We start from the raw sequence: 23,355 nt of genomic DNA, 5'->3' as shown, positions 1-23,355 counted from the left end.
ACCACTCTCCTTCAGTCAGTCCGGAACATTCGTTCCGTCGTCAATATCCGTCGAACCCTGCTGGGTCTTGGCCCTGCGGCCCTTGAAATCCACAATGGGTGCGAGCCGCGCCTCGCGCAGCTCGTCCAGCGAGAAGCCCAGCGCGCGCAGCGGTGCAGGCGCGCGCTTCTTGCTCACTTTTTGTCCAGGCTTGGGCTCGGGCGCATCGCTCCAGACGATCTGCCAGCCCGCGGCGCCTTCGGCCGTCTCGACACGCTCCAGCGTGCCGCGGAATTTCTTGCGGTTGGCAGACACCTGCCCGGCAGCCGCCGCACCCATCGGCGCCTTCAGCGTGATGTCGATCACTTCACCCACGAAGCGCTCGAAATCCTGCGCATTGCGCAGCGGGCGGTCAATACCCGGCGAGGAAACCTCGAGCCGCTTGTATTCGGCGCCGTCGACTTCGAGCGCAAACTGCAATTGGCGTGTGACTTTTTCGCAGTCTTCCACCGTCACGAAGGGCTCGGGCATACCAGCAGCCAAGGCTTCGGAAGTGGGGGCGGTCCAGGGCAAATCAATTGTCACGCGCAGCAATCCCCCGGCCGAGCGCTCGATCTCGACCAGGTCGTAGCCGAGTCCGGCAACGGTTTGTTCCACTGTCTGCTGCAATGCCACGTGTTTGAAAATGCCTTGAATAAAAACGTATATGCGCGCCACCCGCCCGCCACGGGTGCCACGCATTGAATTCGGACAGACCAAAAAAAACGGGCGGTTGGTACCCGCCCGTTTGGTCGTGAGCCTCGGATTATATGCTATTCCAATGACAAATGAAGGGGCTGGCGCGCTTCAAAACGCTACCCGGCACCGGGATTTGGCCCAGACCCGCGCAAACAGCGCCGCGCCGAGCGCCAGCGCCGCTGCCGCAACCAGCAGCGGCAGCTCGAAAGTGCCGGTTCGCTGTGCCAGCGGCGCGGCAAACAATGGGCCGACGATCTGGCCGACACCGTACGAAGCCGTGGCATAGCCGATCAATCCGGCCGCCGCATTGCCGCGCAGGCGGCGCGCTTCGCGCATGGCGAAAAGGGTGATGGCGGTGAATGGCATGCCGAGCAGCAGGCTGCCAAGCGCAAAACCGACGATGGTTGGCCAGGCCACCGACAGCACCACGCCGAGCGCCTGCAGCGCGTACGCGACTGCGAGCAGCAGCCGGTTGTCCCAATGCTGGGGCGCCCGCGCGCCGATCAGGGCGCCCGGAATGATCGCAAGCCCGAACAGCGGCCAGAACAGGTCGGGCCAGGTCGAGCCGGGCAATGCCTGGCGGGCAATCACCGGCAGGAAGGTCGCGGTGATGATGTAGCCGAAACCCGCCAGCCCGTAGAGCGCCACGAGCCAGGCCGCATCGCCGCGCGCCGACGCTGGCGCGGCAAAGCCGGGCGCGACTGGTACTCCTGCCGCCGCGCCGCCGGCAGCGGGCGCCTCGCCGTCGTCGAAGACCCGCCAGATCAGTGCCACCAGCGCCGCCGCAAGGAGGCCAAGCCCAATCCATCCTGCCTCAGAACCCCAACGCCCGAGCGCCCCACCGAGCAAGCCAGTCACCGCGATGCCGATGCCCGGACCGGTGTAGATCACACCGGCCAGCGTCGGCAAATTCGTTTCGGCCAGCCGGCGCAGCCCCCAGCCCGACGCGAACACGAAGACCCAGGCGCTCATCACGCCGGCCGCCGTGCGCAGCACGCCCCAGCCGATGAAGCTGTGCAGCACCCCCATGCCGACCAGCAGCAGCGCCGTCGCGACCAGACCGCCGCGCACCATGCGCCGGGCCGGAATGGCGATCGCTGCGCAACTGACTGCACCGAGGAAGTAACCAAGGTAATTGAGAGAAGCTAGCACCCCTCCGCCCTGCAGCGAGAGCTTTCCCTCGTGCAGCATGATCGGCAGCATGGGCGTGAAAGCGAAGCGCCCCAGGCCCATCGCCACCGCCAGCGTCACCATGCAGGCCAGCGCCGCGCGCCAGGCGTCGCGCCGTCCTTGTCCGATCTGCGACATCTTTGGGTTCTTCTTTTTCTATTCGAGCAAGGCAGCGGCCACGAGCCGCTGCGTGTAGGGGTGTTCCGGCGCATCGAGCACGCGCTCGACCGGGCCGGCTTCGAGGATCGCGCCGTCCTTCATCACGATGACCTGGTGCGCCATGGCCCTGATCACCTCGACGTCGTGCGTGATAAGCAGGTAGCTCAGCCCGCGCTCGCGCTGCAGCCGCTGGAGCAGTCCGAGCACCTGCTTCTGGATCGTCACGTCGAGCGCGCTGGTGGGTTCGTCAAGCACCAGAAGGCGCGGTTCGACGATCAGCGCACGCGCGATCGCGAGCCGCTGGCGCTGGCCGCCCGAGAATTCGTGGGGATAGCGATCGAGCAGCGCCGGAAACTGGGCTTCGTCGAGCCCGACGTCGGCCAGCGCCGCCAGCGCGCGTTCGCGGCGCTGCGCGCGGTCGAGCTCGGGCGCATGCACGCGCAGCCCCTCGCCCACGATCTGCTCCACGGTCATGCGCGGCGAGAGCGAGGAGAACGGGTCCTGGAAGACGACCTGCATCAGGCGGCGCAGGGCCAGGTCGGAGGCCCGGCCGCCAGCCCAGGCCTTGGCGTCGACCGCGAGCGTGCCGCGGTGCTTCAGGAGCCCGAGCGCCGCCAGCGCCAGCGTCGACTTCCCCGAGCCCGATTCGCCGACCACGCCGAGCGTCTCGCCGGGCGCAATGCGGAAATCCGCCCCCTGCACGGCGACGAACTCGCCCTTGCGGAACCAGCCCGCGAAGCCCGGCCGCGCGATCGGATAGGCCACGCGCAGGCCCCTGGCCTCAAGCACCGGCCGCGCGTCGGCATCGCCGGGCACGGGCGACACGTTGCGCTCGGGGTGGCTGTCGATCAGCTTGCGGGTGTAGGCATGCCGCGGCGCCTCGAAGACGGTGGCGACCGCGCCGTGCTCGACGATGTGGCCACTCTCCATCACCGCCACCCGGTCGGCGAAGCGGCGCACGAGGTTCAGGTCGTGCGTGATCAGCAGCACGGCCATGCCGTGGCGGCGCTGCAGGTCGGCGAGCAGCTCGAGGATCTGCGCGCGCACCGTGACGTCGAGCGCCGTGGTGGGCTCGTCGGCCAAAAGCAGCCGCGGTTTGCAGGCCAGCGCCATCGCGATCATGGCGCGCTGCCGCTGACCGCCCGAGAGCTGGTGCGGAAACGCCCTCGCCCGCCGCTCGGGCTCGGGGATGCCAGTGTCGGAAAGAAGCCGGACGGCCGCCTCCTGTGCGGCGCGCGCGGGAAGCCCTTCGTGCAGTTCGAGCACCTCGGCGATCTGGTCGCCCACGGTGTAGAGCGCGTTGAGCGCGGTCATCGGCTCCTGGAAGATCATCGCGATCTCCTTGCCGCGGATGCCGCGCAGTTCGCGTTCGGGGATCGACAGCAGGTCGCGCCCGTTCGGCGAAGAAGGCGGCGCATTGAACAGCGTGGCGGTTCCGGCCAGATCGGCGTTCTGCACCAGCCGCAGCAGCGACAGCGCAGTGACCGTCTTGCCCGAGCCCGACTCGCCGACCAGCGCGAGCTTTTCACCCGCAGCGATGTGGAAGTCGATGCCGTGCACGACCTCCTTGCCGCCGAAGGCAACGCGCAGGCCCTTCACGTCGACGAGGGGTGGCTGGGGTCGGGACATGTCGCTCACTTGTCTGCCTTGCGCGGGTCCAGGGCATCGCGCAGCGCGTCGCCCATGAAGGTGAGCAGCATCAGCGTGATCACGAGCACGCCGAAGGTGGACAGCGAGATCCACCAGGCATCGATGTTGGCCTTACCCTGGCTCAGCAGTTCGCCGAGCGACGGGGTGCCCGGCGGCACGCCGAGGCCGAGGAAGTCGAGCGAGGTCAACGCGAGGATCGCCGCACTCATTCGGAACGGCAGGAACGTGACCACCGGCACCATGCTGTTGGGCAGGATGTGGCGCCACATGATCTGCAGATTGCCCACGCCGAGCGCCCGCGCCGCGCGCACGTAGTCCATCTGGCGGTTGCGCAGGAACTCCGCGCGCACGTAGTCCGAGAGCCCCATCCAGCCGAACAGGCTCAGCAGGATCAAGAGCAGCGCCACGCTCGGCGAGAAGATCGCGCTGAAGATGATCAGCAGGTACAGCTCGGGCATCGAACCCCAGATCTCGATGAAGCGCTGGAACGCCAAGTCGGTCTTGCCGCCGAAAAAGCCCTGGATCGCCCCCGTCACGATGCCCAGCACCACACCGATGGCGGTGAGCGCCAGCGCGAACAGCACGCTGACCCGAAAGCCGTAGATCAGCTGCGCCAGCAGGTCGCGGCCGCGGTCATCGGTGCCGAACAGGTTCTCGCGCGACGGCGCCGCAGGATTCGGCAACTTGGCGAAGTAGTTGAGCGTCTGCGGTCCATAGGGGTTGGGCGCGTACACGGCCCAGTTGCGGCCCGAGGTGATGCGCTCGCGGATGAACGGGTCGAGGTAGTCGGCCGGCGTCTCGAAGTCGCCGCCGAAGGTCTTCTCGGGGTAGTCGCGCAACACCGGAAAGTAGGTCTGGCCCTCGTAGCGCACGACGAGCGGCTTGTCGGTCGACAGCAGCTCTGCGAACAGGCTCAGGACGACGAGGATCGTGAACACCACCAGGCTCCAGAAGCCCAGCGGATTGCGGCGGAAGCGGCGCCAGGCGCGGCGTCCGGGGCTCACGGAGGCGATCGGCACGTCAGTCAAACTTCACCCTCGGGTCGACCCAGACGTAGCACAAGTCCGAAATGAGCTTGGTCGCGAGTCCGATGAGCGTGAACAGGAACAGCGTGCCGAGCACCACCGGATAGTCGCGGCGGATCACGCTCTCGTAGCTCAGCAGGCCGAGGCCATCGAGCGAGAACAGCGTTTCGATCAGCAGCGAGCCGGTGAAGAACGCGCCGATGAAGGCGGCTGGGAAGCCCGTGATGATCGGGATCAGCGCGTTGCGGAAGATGTGCTTCCAGAGCACCTGCCGTTCGGCCAGCCCCTTGGCGCGCGCGGTCAGCACGTATTGCTTGCGGATTTCCTCGAGGAAGGAGTTCTTCGTGAGCATGGCCGTGACCGCGAAGCTGCCGAGCACCATCGCCGTCACCGGCAGCGTGATGTGCCAGAGATAGTCGACGATCTTCGCGCCCCAGCTCAGCGTTTCCCAGTTGGGCGAAGTCAGCCCGCGAAGCGGAAACCACTGCAGTTGCCCGCCGAAGATGACGAGCAGCGCCACCCCGAGCACGAAGCCAGGGATCGCATAGCCGATCAGCACGATCAGCGTGGTGACGAAGTCGAAGCGCGAGCCCGCACGCACCGCCTTCGCCACACCCAGCGGCACCGCGATCAGGTAGCTGATGAAAAAGGTCCACAGGCCCAGGCTGATCGACACCGGCAGCTTTTCCTTGACCAGTTCCCAGACCGCCTTGCGCTGGTAGAAGCTCTGGCCGAGGTCGAGCCGCGCGAAGGACTTGAGCATCTGCCAGAAGCGCTCGTGCGGGGGCTTGTCGAAGCCGTAGAGCTTCTTGATCTCCTCGATGCGCTGCGGGTCGAGCCCCTGTCGGCCGCGATAGCCCGCGCCGGCGGCGGCCGCGCGTTCGCCCCCCGAGTCGCGGCCCTGCAGCTGCGCCACCATCTGCTCGACCGGGCCGCCCGGCACGAACTGGATCACCATGAAGGTGATGAGCAGCACGCCCAGCAGCGTCGGGATCATCAGCAGGAGGCGTTTGAGGATGTAGCTGGCCATTCCGGGGGATGCCTCGTTCACTTGTTGGCGGGCGAGGCCCACCACGTCGAGAGGGCCCAGTCGCCCGCATCGTAGTACGGCGGGATGGTCGGCGGCAGCACCACGCCGGCCGGCCGGTAGCCGATCAGGAAGTCGCTGCCGTAGTACATCGGGATCGAGTAATGGCCGTGCGAGAGCACGCGGTCGAGCACGCGCATGGCCGTGGCGAGCTCGGGGCGCGTGGTTGCCGCCACCACCTTGCCGATGATCGCGTCCACCGCCGGATCGGCAATGCCCCATGCGTTGGCCGAGCCGTTGGTTTCCGCGGCCTTGGCGCCGAACAGCTCGAACAGTTCCCCGCCCGGCGCGCTGCTGCCCGGCAGCCGCCGCGTCGTCATGTCGAAGTCGTGGTTGTCCATGCGCTGCTGCGCGAGCGAGAAGTCGACGGTGCGAAAGCTCAGCGCGATGCCGAGCTTTCTCAGCGACGCCTGCAGCGGCGTGGCGACGCGGATCAGCGAGGGCTGGTCGTTGAGGAACTCGATCGTGAAGGCCTCGTTCTTCTCGTTGCGCAGTGCGCCGTCACGGTAGGTCCAGCCCGCTTCGGCCAGCAGCGCCCTCGCCCGTCGCAGGTTGTCGCGCAGGCTGCCGGGTGGCTCGGTGCTCGCCGGCACGGCGGCAGGCCCGAACACTTCGGGCCGGAGCTTGGCGCGCAGCGGCTCCATCAGCGCCAGTTCGTCGGGCTTGGGCAGGCCCTCGGCATGGAACTCGCTGTTCGGGAAGTAGCCGTGCACGCGTTTGTAGAGGCCGTAGAACAGCTGCCGGTTGAGCCATTCGAAGTCCATCGCGAGACCGATGGCCTCGCGCACGCGCACGTCCTTGAACTTGTCCCTGCGGGTGTTGAAGATGTAGCCCTGGAAGTCGCCCGGGTTCTGGTTCTCGAAGGCGCGCTTGACGATCTCGCCGCTGTCGAACTGCTTGCCCTTGTACTGGCGCGCCCAGTTGCGAGAGGTGAACTCGCGCATGAAGTCGAACTCGCCGGCCTTGAGCCCCTCGAAGCGCGCCGTCTCGTCGAGGTACACCTTGTAGGCGATGCGGTCGAAGTTGAAGAACCCCTTTCGCACCGGCAACTCGGCGCCCCAGTAGTCGGCGCGGCGCACGTAGGTGATGTCGCGGCCCAGGCGGTCGCTCGCCGGGCGGTAGGGGCCCGACGCGATCGGCACCTCGCTGACGATCTGGTCGAAGGGCTTGCCGCCGCCCCACTGCCGGCTGAACACCGGCATGCCGCCGACCACCAGCGGCAGTTCGCGGTTCGGGCTCGCGAAGTCGAAGCGCACGCTGCGCTCGCCGAGCGCCGTCACCTTCCGGACCTCGGCGTAGATGGTCTTGAACTGCGGCGAGGCGAGCGGCCCCGTGAGCGTCACGAACGAATGGACCACGTCGGCCGCCAGCACCGGCGAGCCGTCGTTGAAGCGGGCCTTCGGGTTGAGCCTGAAGGTGGCCGAGAGCCGGTCGGGCGCCACCTCCACGTCCTCGGCCAGCAGGCCGTAGGCCGTGGTCGGCTCCTCGGAATTGCCGGTCATCAGGCTTTCGAACATCAACGGTCCGATCCCCGCGGGTCCCGTGCCCTTGAGCGTGAACGGGTTGAACTTGTCGAAGTTGGTCGGCCGCGTCGGCGGCACCAGCCTGAACTCACCACCCTTGGGCGCATCGGGGTTCACATAGGCGAAATGGGTGAACCCGGGCGGGTACTTGATGTCGCCGAATTGCGCGTAGGCATGGGCGGCCCATGAGGGAGCCGCCGAGAGCGCCAAGAAAAGAAGCAGCCAACCTCGCATGCGAGAATTCTGCACAAGATTTTCAAGAGGCAGATCCATGGGCTTTCTTTCCGGCAAAAAACTGTTGATCACCGGCGTGCTGAGCAACCGCTCCATCGCCTACGGCATCGCCAAGGCGTGCCACGCGCAGGGCGCCGAACTGGCGTTCAGCTACGTGGGCGAACGTTTCAAGGACCGCATCACCGAGTTTGCGGCCGATTTCGGCTCGAAGCTGATCTTCGACTGCGACGTGGGCGACGACGCGCAGATCGACAAGCTGTTCGCGGACCTGGCGCAGACCTGGCCCACCTTCGACGGCTTCGTGCACAGCATCGGCTTTGCGCCGCGCGAGGCGATCGCGGGCGACTTTCTCGGCGGCCTGTCGCGCGAGGGCTTCCGGATCGCGCACGACATCAGCGCCTACAGCTTCCCGGCCATGGCCAAGGCGGCGCTGCCCTATCTCAATCCGAAGGCGGCGCTCCTCACGTTGACCTACCTGGGCGCCGAGCGCGCGCTGCCCAACTACAACACCATGGGCCTGGCCAAGGCCTCGCTCGAGGCCTCGGTGCGCTACACCGCCGCCGCGATCGGCCCCAAGGGCATGCGCGCCAACGGCATCAGCGCCGGCCCGATCAAGACGCTGGCCGCGAGCGGCATCAAGGATTTCGGCAAGATCCTCTCGGCGGTCGCCGAGGCCTCGCCGATCCGCCGCAACGTGACGATCGAGGAAGTCGGCAACGTGGCCGCCTTTCTGCTGAGCGACCTGGCCAGCGGCGTGACCGCCGAGATCACCTACGTCGACGGCGGCTTCAGCCGGGTGGTGCCGGGCATGGCGGAATAAGCCCCGCCCTCCCTTCCTCTTACTGCCAGGCCGGATCTTCATGCGCTGCGCCCTCCCCCTGACGCGACGCACGCTGCTGCTCGCCGGCCTCGGCGCGCTGGTGGCGCGCACCGCCGCCGCTGCGACCGACGGCCCGCCGCGGCTGATGCTCGCCGGGGTCTACCGGCCGGGCATGTCGCTCGACGACTATTGGGTCAGCGAGAAATACGACGGCCTGCGCGGCTTCTGGGATGGCCAGCGGCTCTGGACCCGCGGCGGCGAAGCCGTCATCGCGCCGGCCTGGTTCACCGCGCCGCTGCCCAAGCAGCCGCTCGACGGCGAACTCTGGGCGGGCCGCGGACAATTCGAGCGCGCCGCGTCCACCGTTCGCAGCCAGACGCCCAATGACGCGGCCTGGCGCGAGATGCGCTTCATGGTGTTCGACCTGCCGGCCCATGGCGGCGACTTCACCGCGCGCCTGGCCGCCCTGCGCCAGCTGCTGCCGATCACCGATGCGCCCTGGGTGGTGCCCGTGCCCCAGGAACGCGCCACCACCCATGCCGCGCTCCAGGCACTGCTCGCCAAGACCGAAAAGATGGGCGGCGAAGGGCTCATGCTGCACCGGGGGAGTTCGCTCTACCGCGCCGAGCGGAACAACGACCTGCTGAAGGTCAAGAGCTACGAGGACGCCGAGGCGCGCGTGGTCGGGCATGTGGGCGGCAAGGGCCGGCATGCCGGCCGGCTCGGCGCGCTGCTGGTCGAAACGCGCGACGGCCGGCGCTTCAAGCTCGGCAGCGGCCTGAGCGATGCCCAGCGCGACCATCCCCCGGCCGTCGGAACCTGGGTCACCTACCGCTACAACGGCACCCATGCGAGCGGGCTGCCGCGCTTCGCGCGCTTCATGCGCGTCCGAACCGACGCGCCCTCTTGAGGCGCGCCGGCACTCGCTCGCCGCTTCTTACTTCTTAGCTTCTTGCTTCGGCAGCGCCACGCAGTCCGCGTAATAGCGCTTCTTGCCGGTCTCGTCGATGCGCGCCACCAGGCCGTGGATGTCGGTCTCGAAGCCCGGGCACTGCAGGTTGAATTCGCGCGAGAACTTCAGGTAGTCGACGATCTTCTTGTTGAACACCTCGCCCGGAATCAGCAGCGGGATGCCCGGCGGGTACGGCGTGATCAGGCTCGTGGTGATGCGGCCTTCGAGCTCGTCGATCTCCACGCGCTCGGTCTTGCGGTGCGCGATGTGCGCGAAGGCATCGCTGGGCTTCATCGCCGGCGTCAGGTCGCTCAGGTACATCTCGGTGGTGAGCCGTGCCACGTCGTAGCGCGCATAGAGCTGGTGGATGTGCTGGCACAGGTCGCGCAGCCCCAGGCGCTCGTAGCCCGGATGCTGCTGGCAGAATTCGGGCAGGATCCGCCACATCGGCTGGTTGCGCGCGTAGTCGTCCTTGAACTGCTGCAGCGCCGTGAGCAGCGTGTTCCAGCGGCCCTTGGTGATGCCGATGGTGAACATGATGAAGAAGCTGTAGAGGCCGGTCTTCTCCACGATCACGCCGTGCTCGGCCAGGAACTTGGTCACCACGCTCGCGGGAATGCCGGTCTCCGCGAAGCTGCCTTCGAGGTCGAGGCCGGGCGTCACGATGGTCGACTTGATCGGGTCGAGCATGTTGAAGCCGTCGGCCAGTTCGCCGAAGCCGTGCCAGTTGCGTGGCGACTTCTTCTTCGTCGGCTTGCCGTTCTTCTCGCCCTGCATGATCCAGTCTTCGGCGCGGCCGATGCCCTCATCGACCAGCTTCTCGGGGCCCCAGACCTTGAACCACCATTCGTCCTTGCCGAACTCGGCTTCCACCTTGCGCATCGCGCGGCGAAAGTCGAGCGCCTCGAGGATGCTCTCTTCCACCAGCGCAGTGCCGCCGGGCGGCTCCATCATTGCCGCGGCCACGTCGCAGCTCGCGATGATCGCGTACTGCGGGCTCGTGGACGAGTGCATCAGGTAGGCCTCGTTGAACAGGTCGCGGTCGAGTGCGCGGTTCTGCGAGTCCTGCACCAGCACATGGCTGGCCTGGCTGATGCCGGCGAGCAGCTTGTGCGTGGACTGGGTGGCGAACACCAGCGACTCCTTCGGCCGCACGCGCCGCTTGCCCATTGCGTGGTAGGCGCCGTAGAACGGATGGAAGGCCGCATGCGGCAGCCAGGCTTCGTCGAAGTGCAGCGTGTCGACGTAGCCGTCGAGCATGTTCTTGATGGTCTCGGTGTTGTAGATCACCCCGTCGTAGGTCGACTGCGTGAGCGTCATCACGCGCGGCTTGACCTTGTCGTGGTCGACGTCGGCCAACAGCGGATTGGCCTTGATCTTGGCCTTGATGGCGCTCTGCTCGAATTCGCTCTTGGGAATCGGGCCGATGATGCCGAAGTGGTTGCGCGTGGGCTTCATGAACACCGGAATGGCGCCCGTCATGATGATCGCGTGCAGGATCGACTTATGGCAGTTGCGGTCGACCACCACCACGTCGTCGGGTGCCACCGTGTGGTGCCACACCATCTTGTTGCTGGTGCTGGTGCCGTTGGTCACGAAGAAGCAATGGTCGGCATTGAAGATGCGCGCTGCATTGCGCTCGCTGGCCGCGACCGGGCCGGTGTGGTCGAGCAGTTGCCCGAGTTCTTCCACCGCGTTGCAGACGTCCGCGCGCAGCATGTTCTCGCCGAAGAACTGGTGGAACATCTGGCCGACCGGGCTCTTGAGGAAAGCCACGCCGCCCGAGTGGCCGGGGCAGTGCCACGAGTACGAGCCGTCTTCCGCGTAGTCGATCAGCGCCTTGAAGAACGGCGGCTGCACGCCTTCGAGGTAGCTCTTGGCCTCGCGGATGATGTGGCGCGCCACGAACTCCGGCGTGTCCTCGAACATGTGGATGAAGCCGTGCAGCTCGCGCAAGATGTCGTTCGGGATATGGCGCGAGGTCTTGGTTTCGCCGTAAATGTAGATCGGCACGTCGGCGTTCTTGCGCCGCACCTCGCCGATGAAGCTGCGCAGGCTCAGCACGGCCGGATCCAGGTCGGGCCCGACGGTGAACTCCTCGTCGTCGATCGACAGGATGAAGGCGCTGGCACGGCTTTGCTGCTGGGCGAACTGGCTCAGGTCGCCGTAGCTGGTGACGCCGAGCACCTCGAAGCCCTCGGTCTCGATGGCCTGCGCGAGCGCGCGGATGCCAAGGCCCGATGTGTTTTCGGAGCGGAAGTCCTCGTCGATGATGACGATGGGGAAGCGGAATTTCATGAGCAGGGCTCCGGACAGGCAATGAGCCGCGAAGTGTACGGAATTCGGATGACGGGTTCCGTCGGCTTATGACCCAGAATAGCGTGCATCCAACACTGAGGAGAGAAGGAAAAGTTATGGCGAACTCCACCATCTGGTGGCTGATAGCGGGAACCGCGATCGTCCTCGAGCTGATTTCGGGCACCGTCTACCTGCTGCTGCTCGCGGCCGGCTTTGCGGCGGCGGCCATTGCGGCGCACCTGGGCGCCGGGCTCATGGCCCAGCTCATCGTTGCGGCCGTGGTCGGCGTGGGCGCCGTGCTCGTCTGGTATGCCGTGCGGCGCCGGCGGCCCGCCGAGCCGCCCACCGAGGCTAACCGCGACATCAACCTGGACATCGGCGAGACCCTTCACGTCGACACCTGGAACCCCGACGGCACGGCGACCGTGCGCTACCGCGGGGCCCAGTGGACCGTGGTCCAGCGCGCCGGTCGCGCGCCCACCACCGGCGAGCACCGCGTGGTCGAAGTCATCGGCAGCCGTCTTGTCGTCGACAAGATCTGACACAACCCCCTCGAGGAGAAAAGCAGCATGGAATTTTCGGTCCCCATCATCATCCTGGTCATCGCGATCATCTTCATCAGCCAGTCAGTCAAGTTCGTGCCGCAGCAGAACGCCTGGGTGCGCGAGCGCCTCGGCAAGTACAACGGCACCATGACGCCCGGCCCCAATTTCCTGATCCCGTTCATCGACCGGGTTGCCTACAAGCACAGCCTGAAGGAAATCCCGCTCGACGTGCCGAGCCAGATCTGCATCACGCGCGACAACACGCAATTGCAGGTCGACGGCATCCTCTACTTTCAGGTCACCGATCCGATGCGTGCGAGCTACGGCTCGTCGAACTACATCGTGGCTGTCACGCAACTGGCCCAGACCTCGCTGCGCAGCGTGATCGGCAAGCTCGAGCTCGACAAGACCTTCGAGGAGCGCGACGTGATCAACGCCCAAGTGGTAGCGGCCATCGACGAGGCGGCGCTCAACTGGGGCGTGAAGGTGCTGCGCTACGAGATCAAGGACCTGACGCCACCCAAGGAGATCCTGCACGCGATGCAGCGCCAGATCACGGCCGAGCGCGAGAAGCGTGCGCTGATCGCGGCCTCGGAAGGCCGGCGCCAGGAGCAGATCAATATCGCCACTGGCGAGCGCGAGGCCTTCATCGCCCGCTCCGAAGGCGAAAAGCAGGCCCAGATCAACAACGCGCAGGGCGAGGCCGCGGCCATCACCGCCGTGGCCGCCGCCACGGCCGACGCCATCGAACGCGTGGCCGCCGCCATCCGCCAACCCGGCGGCGAACAGGCGGTGCAGCTCAAGGTCGCCGAGCGCGCGGTCGACGCCTACAGCAAGGTCGCGGCCGATTCCCAGACAACCCTGATCGTGCCGAGCAACATGGGCGAAACCTCTGCCCTCATTGCCTCCGCCATGCGCATGATCCAGACCGTCAAGCCCTCGAATCCGGCCTGATTGGCCCTTTGGCGACTGCTACAATCGAAGGCTCAGGAGCGGTGGATGAGCGGTTTAAGTCGCACGCCTGGAAAGCGTGTGAGGGTTAATAGCCCTCCGCGGGTTCGAATCCCGCCTGCTCCGCCAGAGAAGTCATGAATACGGGGCCTTGCGCCCCGTTTTTCTTTTCTGCCAGCCTCCGCATCGGCCATCTGAATTCGAGCAAGCGAGCCGCTGCATTCCGGCAACAGGGATGCCCCTGCCCGGCGCAGCCGTCTGGCGGTACGATCCAAAGGTCTTACTTTCACGTCTGCAAAGGAGCCCGGATGGCCGGACAAAAAACAAATTCGTCGCGTGACGACGCGTCGCTCGAACGGACACTGGAGAAGACGGAAGCGGTTGCGGCCGATGTCCAGCGGGCATCCGACAACCTGGCGGTCGTGAACACGGTGCTCGGGCAGGAGCTACCCGAAGAAGTCCAGGTCGGCGAAGTGGCACAGGCCATCGAGCACACCAGCCAGCTCGAAGAAAAGCTGGCCCGGTCGGCCGAAACATTGGCAGAGGTGAATGCGGCGCTGGGCGAAGAAATAGAGAAGCGCCTCGAGATCACGGCCCAGCGCGACGAAAGCCAGGCCGAGGCCGAGGAACTCAAGGCCCAGATCCGATCCGGGGCTGCGGACTGACCGCGCGCGGCGGGCTTTCTTCTCGGCCGAACGGAACTCTCCGTCTCCCTTCTCCTACGCTGTCAACTCATCTGGCGCGTTACGCTATTGGTTCTCAAGGCGAAACCACGGCATGGCCCTCATCACGTTCCTCGTAGAGGACAACAAGACCATCAGGGACAACCTGGTCCCGGCCCTCGAAGATCTGGTCGACGGCCAGGTCGTCGGCTTCGCCGAAACCGAGTCCGATGCGCTTGCTTGGCTCGCCGCACATCCCAGAGACTGGCAACTGCTCATCGTCGACCTTTTCCTGAAGGAAGGCTCCGGCCTCGGCGTGCTCGCGGGCTGCACGGCCCGTGGCCCGGGCCAGCGCGTCGTGGTGCTCAGCAACTACGTGACAGCTGATATTCGCGCGCGCTGCGAGGCCCTGGGCGCCGACGCCGTCTTCGACAAGTCGCGCGACCTCGACGCCTTCATCGACTACTGCAACACCGACCGCCCTTCGGGCCTGGCCACGCTGGCCTGAGCGCGCCGCGGCAGGCGCTCCGAAATAACAAAAGGGCCCCGAGAGGCCCTTTTGTTCGAAGCGCGCATTGCTGCGCGCGGTCGGCACAGAAATCAGCGCACCACGGCGATCTGCGTGCGCACGCCGCCCTTGTACGTGAACAGCGTCAGCGCGCCGTTCTTGATGTCGCCCTTCTCGTCGAAGGCGATCGGGCCGGTCACGCCCTTGTACTCGACCTTGCCCACTTCGGGCAGGTACTTTTCGGGGTCGGCCGAGCCGGCCTTGACCATGGCTTCGGCCAACACGTTGACCGCGTCGTAGACGTACGGTGCATAGATCTGCACGTCGACGCCGTTCTTGGTCTTGAACCTGGCCTTGAAGTCGTCGAGCGGCTGCTTGAAGTCGCCGTCGACACCGCCAGCCTCGGCGCACACCACCATGTCTTCGCCAATGGCGTCGCCCGCCAGCTTCGGCAGTTCACCGGTGCACAGGCCGTCGCCGCCCATGAACTTGACGTTCAGGCCGAGCTGCTTGACCTGCTTGAGCATCGGGCCGCCCACGGCGTCCATGCCGCCGAAGAACAGCACGTCGGGCTTGGTGGCCTTGAGCTTGGTCAGGATAGCGTTGAAGTCGGTCGACTTGTCGGTGGTGAATTCGTGGCCGACGATGGTGGCGCCGGCGGCCTTGGCGGCCTTCTCGAATTCTTCGGCAACGCCCTGGCCGTAGGCGGTGCGGTCGTCGATCACGGCGATGTTCTTGCCCTTGAGCGTCTCGACGGCGTACTTGCCCAGCGTGCCGCCGAGCTGCGTGTCGTCGGCCACCACGCGGAATGTGGTCTTGAAGCCCTGGCGGGTGTACTTGGGGTTCGTTGCCGACGGCGAGATCTGGGGAATGCCCGCGTCGCTGTAGAGCTTGGAGGCCGGAATCGTGGTGCCGGAGTTGAGGTGGCCCACGATGCCGTTGACCTTGCTGTCGACCAGCTTCTGGGCGACGGCGGTGCCCTGCTTCGGATCGCCGGCATCGTCTTCGGCGACGAGTTCGAACTTGACAGTCTTGTCGCCGATCTTGAGGTTCTTCGCGTTCAGGTCCTCGATGGCCATCCGGGCGCCGAACTCGTTGTCCTTGCCGAGGTGAGCGATCGGGCCGCTGGTCGGCGCCACATGGCCGATCTTCACGACAAGCGCATCGGCCGGAGGTGCTGCAGGTGCCGGGGCCGCAGCCGTGGGCGCCGAAGCGGCCGGTGCAGCAGCTTCTTCCTTCTTGCCGCAAGCCACGAGCGTGATTGCAGCCAATGCGACCGCAGTCCATTTCAATTGCATGAGAACCTCCAGAACATGGATAGATATAAAACCAAGAAACCGGTCGTGTGATCCGGGCGCGCAGACCTTGCAAGTTTCGCGCCGCAGACCAGTGGCACCCTCACGCCCTCCGACCTGGCGCGCAGTTTAGCCGAACCCTTACAAGCATTAAGTTGGCGTAGACCCTGGGTTTTCGGAGAGTTCGGCGGCCATGGCTTCGATCACCAAAGCGCGCAGCACGGCCTCGATTTCTTCTCGCAGGCGAGGCACCATGGCATCGAGCTGCTGCTGCACCGCGGCCGCCACGGTGTCGCTCAGCCGCTCCTCGAGCGAGAGGTCGACGCGCTGCAGCACGCGGTGCAGAAGCTGCTCTTCGAGGCGCACGATGTCGGCCTCGGAACGCTGGGCTGCGGGCGGCAATGCCACCGCCTCGGCCGGGTCGATCTGCGGCACAGCCTCGGCCGGCTTGGCCGCCGTGGCAACAGGCTCGGGCGGGAGGTCGAGCACGGTGGTCAGGGTCGGAACGAACCGGGGCGGCGTGCGCAGCGTGCTGGCCATCAGGAAGCGCTCCTTGCAAAATCGTGCGGCTGGATCGGATAGCCGCGGTCGGCATAGTGGCGCCACCGCGCGCGGCCGATCTGCCGGTCATCGGGCTCGCTGCTCACGATGTCGATGAGCCGCTCGAAGCGCTCGAAGCCCGACGGCACCGCCGGCCCGAGGTTCACCAGCATCTCGCGGTGCGGCAGCGACGCGGCGTCCGCGCCCTCGGCGCAGAGAACCACCGGTGAGCGGCTCAGCAGGTGCGCCGGCGCATCGGCACGGCAGTGCGCAATGAAGTCCGAAGGCGAAAGCTGCCACAGCGCGGTATCGATCGCGTCGAGCATCGGCGGCTCGCCCACGACCACCACGCGCAGCCCGCGCGCATTGACGGCCTTGCGGACCAGCCGACAGGCGTAGTTGGCCTTGTCCGGCGTGTTGAAGTGGAAGCCGATCTCAGTCACTGCGCGGACCGGGCCTTGCGTGGGGCGGCGGCGCCTTTCTTGCCCGCGGCCTTGGGCGCCGCTGCGGCACTGCTGCGCACACGTTCCATCAGATACGAAACCAGCAGGCCCACGGGCCGGCCGGTGGCACCCTTGGCCGCTCCGCTCTTCCAGGCGGTGCCCGCGATGTCGAGGTGCGCCCAGGCGAAATCGCCGGCGAAGCGCTGCAAGAACTTGGCAGCGGTGATGGCGCCGCCGGCGCGGCCCGCCACGTTGGCCACGTCGGCGAAGTTGGTCTTCAGGCCTTCGGCATAGTCGTCGTCGAGCGGCATGCGCCAGCAGCGGTCTTGGGACGCGTCCCCGGCCGCCTGCAGCGCGGTTGCGAGCGCGTCGTCGCTGGTGAACAAGCCGCTGCGTACGCCGCCGAGCGCGACCACGCACGCGCCCGTGAGCGTGGCAATGTCGATCACGGCCGCCGGCGCGAAGCGCTTGGCGTATGTGAGCGCGTCGCACAACACCAGGCGCCCTTCGGCGTCGGTGTTGAGCACCTCGATGGTCTGCCCGCTCATGCTCGTGATCACGTCGCCGGGCTTGAGCGCGCGGCCGTCGTTCATGTTCTCGCACGCCGGCACCAGGCCCACCACATTGATCGCCGGCTGGATCTCGCCGAGCGCCCGGAAGGTGCCGAGCACGCTGGCCGCGCCGCACATGTCGAACTTCATCTCGTCCATCTCGGCGGCCGGCTTGAGCGAGACCCCGCCCGTATCGAAAGTGATGCCTTTGCCGACCAGCACCACGGGCGCCTGGTCTTTCGGGCCGCCCTGGTAGCGCAGCACGATGAAGCGTAGCGGCTCGGCCGAGCCCTGCGCCACCGCAGCGAACGAGCCCATGCCGAGCTTCTGTACTTCCTTGGGGCCGAGCACTTCGATCTTCATGCGCGGCAGCCGGCCGAGTTCCTTGGCGGCCTCGCCCAGCAGCGTGGGCGTGCAGTGATTGCCGGGCCGGTTGCCCCATTCCTTGGCGAGTTCGATGCCGGACACCGTGGCGCGGGCCTCGTCGAAGGCCTGGGTCACCGCAGCAGCGTCGGCCACGCCGAGCACCAGGGTGCGGACGCTGCGCCCGCCCTCGCCGTTCGAGGCTTTCGACTTGGTGGTGGTGTAGACGTAGCTGGCATCGGCCGCGGCCGCCACGGCACTCGCCACCGCGGCGCCATCGGCCTGCTGGGCGAACACCATCACCACCCGCTTGGGCGCCTGGGCCTTGGCCGCTTTGACCGCCGCGATCACGGCGCTGCGCACCGACGCGGGCTGGCCGTCGCCGATGGCCGCGAGCACCACGCGCGAGGCCGCCACCTCGTCCGGGTGGTAGAGCGCGAGCAGCTTGCCGGCCTTGTCGGGCAGGTCGCCGGCCTTGCGGGCGCTGGCGATCAGGGCGGAGAGCGGGTCCCGGGTGGTGAGCGGCGCACTGCCGACCAGCACGATCAGGACGTCGGATTTTTCGGCCGCGGCGCGCGCGACGGTGAGGGTCTTGAGCTGAAAGTCCATAATCCTTTTTTTCCTCGAACGATGTTATTCCATTCTTCCTTACGCAAGGAGCTGTCGCGCAGCTTCGGAGCGACCCTCGTGGTCCTGGTCACCATCGTGATGACCATGATGCTGATCCGCACGCTCGGCCTCGCCTCTAAGGGCAGCGTGAATCCCTCCGAAGTCTTCCTCGTGATGGCCTACACGGTGCTCGGCTACATGCCGACCATCCTGAGCCTGAGCCTGTTCGTCGCCATCGTCGGCACTCTCTCGCGCATGTACCGCGACAGCGAGATGGTGATCTGGTTTTCCAGCGGCCGCGGCCTGGTCGATTTCGTCAAGCCGCTGTTCCGCTTCGCGTGGCCCGTGCTGCTGCTGATCGCCGTCATGGCGCTGGTCGGTTGGCCCTGGGCCAATTCGCAGACCATCGGCATGCGCGCCCAGTACGAGCGCCGCAGCGACATCGAGCGGGTCTCGCCGGGCGAATTCCGTGAGTCGTCGGGCCGCATGCGCGTGTTCTTCATCGACAAGGACACGCCCGACAATGCCACGGCGACGAACGTGTTCATCTGGTCCATCGAGCGCGGCCTGCAGATCACCACTTCGGCTCGCAGCGGCCGCATCGAGGACATCGGCAACAACCGCTACCTGATGCTGAGCAACGGCCAGCGGCTCGAGCGGCCGCTGCTGCCCACCTCGGGCCTGAAGATCAGCGAGTTCGAAACCTACGGAACGCGCGCCGGCGGCAGCAGCGATTTCGCGACCGACGGCACGCCGGTGCGCGCCAAGCCCACGCTGCAGCTGCTGCGCGAGCCCGGCGACGTGAGCCAGGGCGAGCTGGCCTGGCGCCTTGGCATGCTGCTCGCGGCGGTCAATTTCGTGCTGCTCGCGCTCACCGTCTCGAGCGTCAATCCGCGCGTGGGGCGCAGCGGCAACCTGCTGTTCGCGCTGTTCGCCTTCGTCGTCTATTACAACATGCTCAACCTCGGCCAGAGCTGGATCAGCACCGGCCGCTTCGGCATGGGCTCGTTCATGCTGCTGCTGCACGGCGGCGTCATGGTCGTGGCGCTCGCGTGGCTGACGCTGCGCAACAACAACTGGGGCCGGCGCCGCAGGGCCGAGCGCGTGATGGCCGGCGGCCTGCCGTCCTCCAAAACCGATCCGTCCCCGTGAAAACCATCCGCCGCCTGATCTACGTCGAGGTCCTGAAAGCCGTGGCTTTCGTGACCCTCGGCTTCCTGAGCCTCTTTTTCTTCTTCGACTTCGTCGACGAGCTGCAGTCGCTCGGCCGGCCCGAGAGCCTGGCCTATGGCCCCGCGCAGGCGCTGATCTACGTGACCTTGCTGATCCCGAGCCATCTCTACGAGCTGCTCCCGATCACGGTGCTCATCGGCTGCATCTTCGTGATGGCGCGGCTCGCGCAGAGTTCGGAATACACCATCCTGCGCACCAGCGGGCTCGGTCCGTGGCGCGCGCTGCGCACGCTGCTGCTGCTGGGCCTGGGCTTCGTCGTGCTGACCTTCGCCATCGGCGACTACATCGCACCGGCCTCCGAGCGCACCGGCCAGTTGCTCAAGTCACGCTACCAGGGCACCTATTCTTTCGTCGGCAACACCGGCGCCTGGCTCAAGGAGAAGCGCGAGAACGTCTCCTATGCGGTGAACGTGCTCTCGATCGCGCGTGACGGCTCGCTCAAGAACGCTCGCATCTTCGAGTTCGACGAGAACGGCTATGTGCGCAAGCAGATCGTCGCCGCCTCGGCACGCATCCACGACGAGCACTGGACGCTGACCGACGTCGAAACCCAGGACTACGACACCCGGAGCACGGCCGACAAGGCGCGCATCGTGACCACCAAGGAGCCGCAGCTCGACTGGCCGACCACGCTGACGGCCGAGATGGTTTCGGTGGCGCTGCTGCGGCCCGACCGCATGGGCACGATCGACCTGTTCGACTACATCCGCCACCTCGACGCCAACGGCCAGACCGCACAGCGCTACGAGATCCAGTTCTGGCGCAAGGTCTTCTATCCGCTGTCGTGCCTCGTGATGGTGGTGCTCGCGCTGCCGTTCGCCTACCTGCACTTTCGCCAGGCCGGCATCACCACGTACGTGTTCGGCGGCGTGATGATCGGCATCAGCTTCTTCCTGCTCAACAACGTGTTCGGCTATCTCGGGAACCTGAGCAATTGGTCGCCCATGCTCACGGCGGCGGCGCCGGGGCTCATCTACTCGGTGATGTCGCTGGCGGCCTTCAGCTGGCTGGTGCTTCGAAGGTAGCGACGATGGCCGGCGCGGAAAACGCAAGAGGCATCGTGCTGCTGGCCCACGGCTCGCGCGACGCGCGCTGGCGCGAGCCGATCGAAGCGGTGGCGGCCCGCCTGACCGCGCTCGATCCGCAGGCGCGCGTGGCCTGCGCCTACATGGAACTCGCCACGCCCGACGTGCACACAGCCGCGGCCGCGCTGATCGCGAGCGGCGCCACAGCGCTGCGGATCGTTCCGCTGTTCCTCGGCATGGGCAAGCATGCGCGCGAAGACCTGCCGCTGCAGATGGACGCGCTGCGCCAGGCTTGGCCCGCTGTGCGCTTCGACCTGGCCCGCACCGTCGGGGAAGAACCCGAACTGATCGACCTGCTCGCCAGAATTGCAAGCAAAACTTGATGTCCTTGAAATTTCAATAGACTTCAAAGGCATAATGAATTCCGCAATAAGACGGAATTTGATATGAATCTGCACCAGTTCAAGTTTGTTCAGGAAGCCGTGCGGCGCAACCTGAACCTGACGGAGGCAGCGAAAGCGCTCCACACCTCGCAGCCCGGCGTGTCCAAGGCCATCATCGAGCTCGAGGAAGAACTTGGCGTCGAGATCTTCGCGCGCCATGGCAAGCGCCTGAAGCGCATCACCGAGCCGGGCCAGCATGTCATTGCGAGCATCGAGCTGATCATGCGCGAGGTCGGCAATCTGCGGCGCATCGGCGAGCAGTTCAGCGCCCAGGACAGCGGCACGCTGTCTATCGCGACCACGCACACGCAGGCGCGCTACGTGCTCCCGGTGCCGGTGGCGAAGCTGCGCGAGGCGTACCCGAAGGTCAACGTGAGCCTGCACCAGGGCTCGCCCGACCAGGTGGCGCGCATGGTGATCGACGAGATCGCCGAGGTCGGCATCGCGACCGAGTCGCTCGCCGACTATGCCGATCTCGTGACCCTGCCCTGCTACGAATGGCAGCACGTGCTGGTGCTGCCGAAGGACCATCCGCTTGCGGCCAGGGAGCGCATCTCGCTGGAGGACCTGGCGCTCGAGCCGATCATCACTTACCACCCGTCTTTCACCGGGCGCACGCGCATCGACCATGCCTTTGCACAAAAGAAGCTCTCGCCGCGCATCGCGCTCGAGGCGATCGACTCCGACGTGATCAAGACCTACGTGCGCCTGGGCCTCGGCGTGGGCATCGTGGCCGAGATGGCGGTGCGCGACGAGTCGAACGCCGACCTCGTCGTGCGCCCGATGGGACACGTGTTCGGCCAGAACATCGCGCGGGTAGCCTTCAAGCGCAGCGCCTACCTGCGCAACTTCGTGTTCAAGTTCGCCGAGCTGCTGTCCGACCGCCTCGACCGCAACCTGATCGCAAAGGCCCTGAGCGGCCACCAGCAGGACTACGAGTTATAGGATCACCCCCAGTCTTCGCGCACTTCGTGTCGCTTCGCCAACCCCCTTCCGGGGGCAACACCAGCGGCCCGGCAAAACCGGTTCCGCGGTGTTTCACGAAGGAACGCCGAAGCAGCAGAACTTCCGACCCCACGATCACCATGAGTACTCTTCATTCGTCCCCCCGCACGCCGGAGATCGGCACCAAGCTGCCCGTCGTGGGCACCACCATCTTCACCGTGATGTCCGCGCTCGCGGCCGAGAAGAACGCGGTCAACCTCGGGCAGGGCTTTCCCGATTTCCACTGCGACCCGAAGCTGCTCGACGACGTCACGGCCGCGATGGCCGCGGGCCACAATCAGTACCCACCGATGCCGGGCATCCCGGCGCTGCGGCAGGCCATTGCCGACAAGATCTCGGCGGTCTATGGACGCAGCTACAGCGCCGCCGACGAGATCACGGTCACCGCCGGCGCGACCCAGGCCATCATCACCGCCATCCTCGCCGTGGTGCGCGCCGACGACGAGGTGATCGTGCTCGAGCCGTGCTACGACAGCTACGTGCCGAACATCGAGCTGGCCGGCGGGCGCGTGGTGCGCGTGCCGCTCACGCCCGGCACCTTCCGCCCCGACTTCGACCGCATCGCGGCCGCGCTGACGCCGCGCACGCGCGCCATCATCGTCAACACGCCGCACAACCCGAGCGCCACGGTCTGGACCGCGGCCGAGATGCGCCGGCTCGAGGAACTGCTCGCGCCCACCGAGGTGCTGGTGATTGCCGACGAGGTCTACGAGCACATGGTGTTCGACGGTGCGCAGCACGAGAGCGTGGCGCGCTTTCCCGGCCTGGCGGCGCGCAGCTTCATCGTGAGCAGCTTCGGCAAGACCTACCACGTCACCGGCTGGAAGGTCGGCTACGTGGCCGCGCCGGCGCCGCTCATGGCCGAATTCCGCAAGGTGCACCAGTTCAATGTGTTCACGGTCAACACGCCGATGCAGCACGCGCTTGCGCAGTACATGGGCGCACCGGCGCCCTACCTCGAGCTGCCCGCGTTCTACCAGCGCAAGCGCGACCTGTTCGCGGCGGGCCTGGCCGAGAAGACACGCTTCAAATTGCTGCGCAGCGAAGGTAGCTATTTCCAGTGCGTCGACATCTCGGCGGTGAGTGACCTGTCGGAAGCCGAGTTCTGCCTCTGGCTCACGCGCGAGATCGGTGTGGCGGCGATCCCGCTGTCGGCGTTCTATGGCAACGGCTTCGACCAGCGCGTGGTGCGCTTCTGTTTCGCCAAGAAGGACGAAACCCTGCGCGCGGCACTCGACCGGCTCGCGAAGCTCTGACCCGCCCGCTGCCCGAGGGCAGCGGTAGGACAGTCCTGACCGCCGAAGAAGCGGCTATCCGGCGTTTTTCCTGTGGCTCGGCACCCAGCATCGAGGGCATCACAACAACGCCAGGAGAAACGCATGTCCCTCTCGTTCATTCTGCTGATCATCCTGATATTGCTTCTGGTCGGCGCGCTGCCGAGCTGGGGCTACAGCCGGAGCTGGGGCTATTGGCCCAGCGGCGGTCTGGGCCTTGTCGTGCTGATCGTCGTCATCCTGGTGCTCATGGGACGCATATAGGCGCCCTGG

At 66.5% G+C, this 23,355-nt stretch carries 23 protein-coding genes and 1 tRNA gene; 13 read left to right on the top strand and 11 right to left on the bottom strand.

Annotation, left to right across the window (positions count from 1 at the left end; translation table 11 throughout):
• Nucleotides 1-15: 15 nt before the first annotated feature.
• The 6 genes from rimP to AC3A6R_RS11690 all read right to left on the bottom strand — a co-directional run bounded on the left by rimP (nt 16) and on the right by AC3A6R_RS11690 (nt 7,565).
• Nucleotides 16-654: a ribosome maturation factor RimP gene (gene rimP, locus AC3A6R_RS11715; RefSeq protein ID WP_487859353.1), complete on the bottom strand. Its 639-nt coding sequence runs from the start codon at nt 652-654 to the stop codon at nt 16-18.
• A gap of 171 nt (nt 655-825) precedes the next feature.
• Complete coding sequence (locus tag AC3A6R_RS11710; protein ID WP_487859196.1) at nt 826-2,025, bottom strand: YbfB/YjiJ family MFS transporter; 1,200 nt, start codon at nt 2,023-2,025, stop codon at nt 826-828.
• A gap of 18 nt (nt 2,026-2,043) precedes the next feature.
• Nucleotides 2,044-3,675 (bottom strand): ABC transporter ATP-binding protein, encoded by a 1,632-nt coding sequence (locus AC3A6R_RS11705; RefSeq protein ID WP_487859197.1) that lies wholly within the window; start codon nt 3,673-3,675, stop codon nt 2,044-2,046.
• Nucleotides 3,676-3,680: 5 nt separating this feature from the next.
• Entirely contained in the window at nt 3,681-4,715 is a 1,035-nt protein-coding gene (locus AC3A6R_RS11700; protein ID WP_487859198.1) for an ABC transporter permease, read from the bottom strand.
• Between the two features lies 1 nt (nt 4,716).
• The gene (locus tag AC3A6R_RS11695; protein WP_487859199.1) at nt 4,717-5,751 is read right to left on the bottom strand and encodes a microcin C ABC transporter permease YejB; all 1,035 of its coding nucleotides are present in this window, start codon (nt 5,749-5,751) and stop codon (nt 4,717-4,719) included.
• 17 nt (nt 5,752-5,768) lie between these two features.
• Nucleotides 5,769-7,565, bottom strand: coding sequence for an extracellular solute-binding protein (locus AC3A6R_RS11690; RefSeq protein WP_487859200.1), 1,797 nt, complete (start codon nt 7,563-7,565; stop codon nt 5,769-5,771).
• A gap of 37 nt (nt 7,566-7,602) precedes the next feature.
• Here AC3A6R_RS11690 and fabI point away from each other — a divergent pair, with 37 nt between their 5' ends.
• Nucleotides 7,603-8,385, top strand: coding sequence for an enoyl-ACP reductase FabI (gene fabI, locus AC3A6R_RS11685; RefSeq protein ID WP_487859201.1), 783 nt, complete (start codon nt 7,603-7,605; stop codon nt 8,383-8,385).
• Nucleotides 8,386-8,425: 40 nt separating this feature from the next.
• Nucleotides 8,426-9,295, top strand: coding sequence for a DNA ligase (locus AC3A6R_RS11680; RefSeq protein ID WP_487859202.1), 870 nt, complete (start codon nt 8,426-8,428; stop codon nt 9,293-9,295).
• 27 nt (nt 9,296-9,322) lie between these two features.
• Here the strand turns inward: AC3A6R_RS11680 and AC3A6R_RS11675 are convergent, their stop codons facing one another.
• Nucleotides 9,323-11,635: an Orn/Lys/Arg family decarboxylase gene (locus AC3A6R_RS11675; protein WP_487859203.1), complete on the bottom strand. Its 2,313-nt coding sequence runs from the start codon at nt 11,633-11,635 to the stop codon at nt 9,323-9,325.
• A gap of 116 nt (nt 11,636-11,751) precedes the next feature.
• On the opposite strand from AC3A6R_RS11675, the gene AC3A6R_RS11670 reads away from it, so the two are divergent.
• The 5 genes from AC3A6R_RS11670 (at nt 11,752) to AC3A6R_RS11650 (ending at nt 14,301) form a co-directional block, all read left to right on the top strand.
• Nucleotides 11,752-12,177 carry an NfeD family protein gene (locus AC3A6R_RS11670; RefSeq protein ID WP_487859204.1) on the top strand — a complete coding sequence of 142 codons (426 nt, stop codon included), beginning with the start codon at nt 11,752-11,754 and terminating at the stop codon, nt 12,175-12,177.
• Between the two features lie 27 nt (nt 12,178-12,204).
• The gene (locus AC3A6R_RS11665; protein ID WP_487859205.1) at nt 12,205-13,134 is read left to right on the top strand and encodes an SPFH domain-containing protein; all 930 of its coding nucleotides are present in this window, start codon (nt 12,205-12,207) and stop codon (nt 13,132-13,134) included.
• Nucleotides 13,135-13,169: 35 nt separating this feature from the next.
• Nucleotides 13,170-13,260: transfer RNA gene (locus AC3A6R_RS11660), tRNA-Ser, on the top strand.
• Between the two features lie 179 nt (nt 13,261-13,439).
• Nucleotides 13,440-13,796 (top strand): hypothetical protein, encoded by a 357-nt coding sequence (locus AC3A6R_RS11655; RefSeq protein WP_487859206.1) that lies wholly within the window; start codon nt 13,440-13,442, stop codon nt 13,794-13,796.
• 112 nt (nt 13,797-13,908) lie between these two features.
• Nucleotides 13,909-14,301: a response regulator gene (locus AC3A6R_RS11650; RefSeq protein ID WP_487859207.1), complete on the top strand. Its 393-nt coding sequence runs from the start codon at nt 13,909-13,911 to the stop codon at nt 14,299-14,301.
• A 92-nt stretch (nt 14,302-14,393) separates the two neighbouring features.
• Here the strand turns inward: AC3A6R_RS11650 and AC3A6R_RS11645 are convergent, their stop codons facing one another.
• From AC3A6R_RS11645 to AC3A6R_RS11630, 4 genes are all read right to left on the bottom strand, one after another.
• The gene (locus AC3A6R_RS11645; RefSeq protein WP_487859208.1) at nt 14,394-15,599 is read right to left on the bottom strand and encodes a branched-chain amino acid ABC transporter substrate-binding protein; all 1,206 of its coding nucleotides are present in this window, start codon (nt 15,597-15,599) and stop codon (nt 14,394-14,396) included.
• A gap of 147 nt (nt 15,600-15,746) precedes the next feature.
• Nucleotides 15,747-16,136, bottom strand: coding sequence for a hypothetical protein (locus AC3A6R_RS11640; RefSeq protein ID WP_487859209.1), 390 nt, complete (start codon nt 16,134-16,136; stop codon nt 15,747-15,749).
• Complete coding sequence (locus tag AC3A6R_RS11635) at nt 16,136-16,579, bottom strand: DNA polymerase III subunit chi (protein ID WP_487859210.1); 444 nt, start codon at nt 16,577-16,579, stop codon at nt 16,136-16,138. Before AC3A6R_RS11635 ends, AC3A6R_RS11640 begins: the two co-directional genes overlap by 1 nt.
• Complete coding sequence (locus AC3A6R_RS11630; protein WP_487859211.1) at nt 16,576-18,102, bottom strand: leucyl aminopeptidase; 1,527 nt, start codon at nt 18,100-18,102, stop codon at nt 16,576-16,578. The genes AC3A6R_RS11635 and AC3A6R_RS11630 overlap by 4 nt, the downstream gene beginning before the upstream one ends.
• Before the next feature lie 21 nt (nt 18,103-18,123).
• Here AC3A6R_RS11630 and lptF point away from each other — a divergent pair, with 21 nt between their 5' ends.
• The 6 genes from lptF (at nt 18,124) to AC3A6R_RS11600 (ending at nt 23,346) form a co-directional block, all read left to right on the top strand.
• Nucleotides 18,124-19,254: an LPS export ABC transporter permease LptF gene (gene lptF, locus AC3A6R_RS11625; RefSeq protein WP_487859212.1), complete on the top strand. Its 1,131-nt coding sequence runs from the start codon at nt 18,124-18,126 to the stop codon at nt 19,252-19,254.
• A complete protein-coding gene (lptG, locus tag AC3A6R_RS11620; protein ID WP_487859213.1) occupies nt 19,251-20,360 on the top strand; it encodes an LPS export ABC transporter permease LptG in 1,110 nt (369 codons plus the stop codon). Before lptF ends, lptG begins: the two co-directional genes overlap by 4 nt.
• A 5-nt stretch (nt 20,361-20,365) precedes the next feature.
• Nucleotides 20,366-20,743, top strand: a complete 378-nt coding sequence (locus AC3A6R_RS11615; RefSeq protein WP_487859214.1) for a sirohydrochlorin chelatase — start codon at nt 20,366-20,368, stop codon at nt 20,741-20,743.
• A gap of 63 nt (nt 20,744-20,806) precedes the next feature.
• Nucleotides 20,807-21,748, top strand: coding sequence for a CysB family HTH-type transcriptional regulator (locus tag AC3A6R_RS11610; protein WP_487859215.1), 942 nt, complete (start codon nt 20,807-20,809; stop codon nt 21,746-21,748).
• 140 nt (nt 21,749-21,888) lie between these two features.
• Nucleotides 21,889-23,064 carry a pyridoxal phosphate-dependent aminotransferase gene (locus AC3A6R_RS11605; protein WP_487859216.1) on the top strand — a complete coding sequence of 392 codons (1,176 nt, stop codon included), beginning with the start codon at nt 21,889-21,891 and terminating at the stop codon, nt 23,062-23,064.
• A gap of 123 nt (nt 23,065-23,187) precedes the next feature.
• Nucleotides 23,188-23,346, top strand: a complete 159-nt coding sequence (locus AC3A6R_RS11600; protein WP_487859217.1) for a DUF3309 family protein — start codon at nt 23,188-23,190, stop codon at nt 23,344-23,346.
• Nucleotides 23,347-23,355: the final 9 nt, after the last annotated feature.

Source organism: Variovorax sp. Soil_C_19, assembly GCF_057657255.1.
This window is presented reverse-complemented; position numbering and strand designations above follow the sequence as displayed.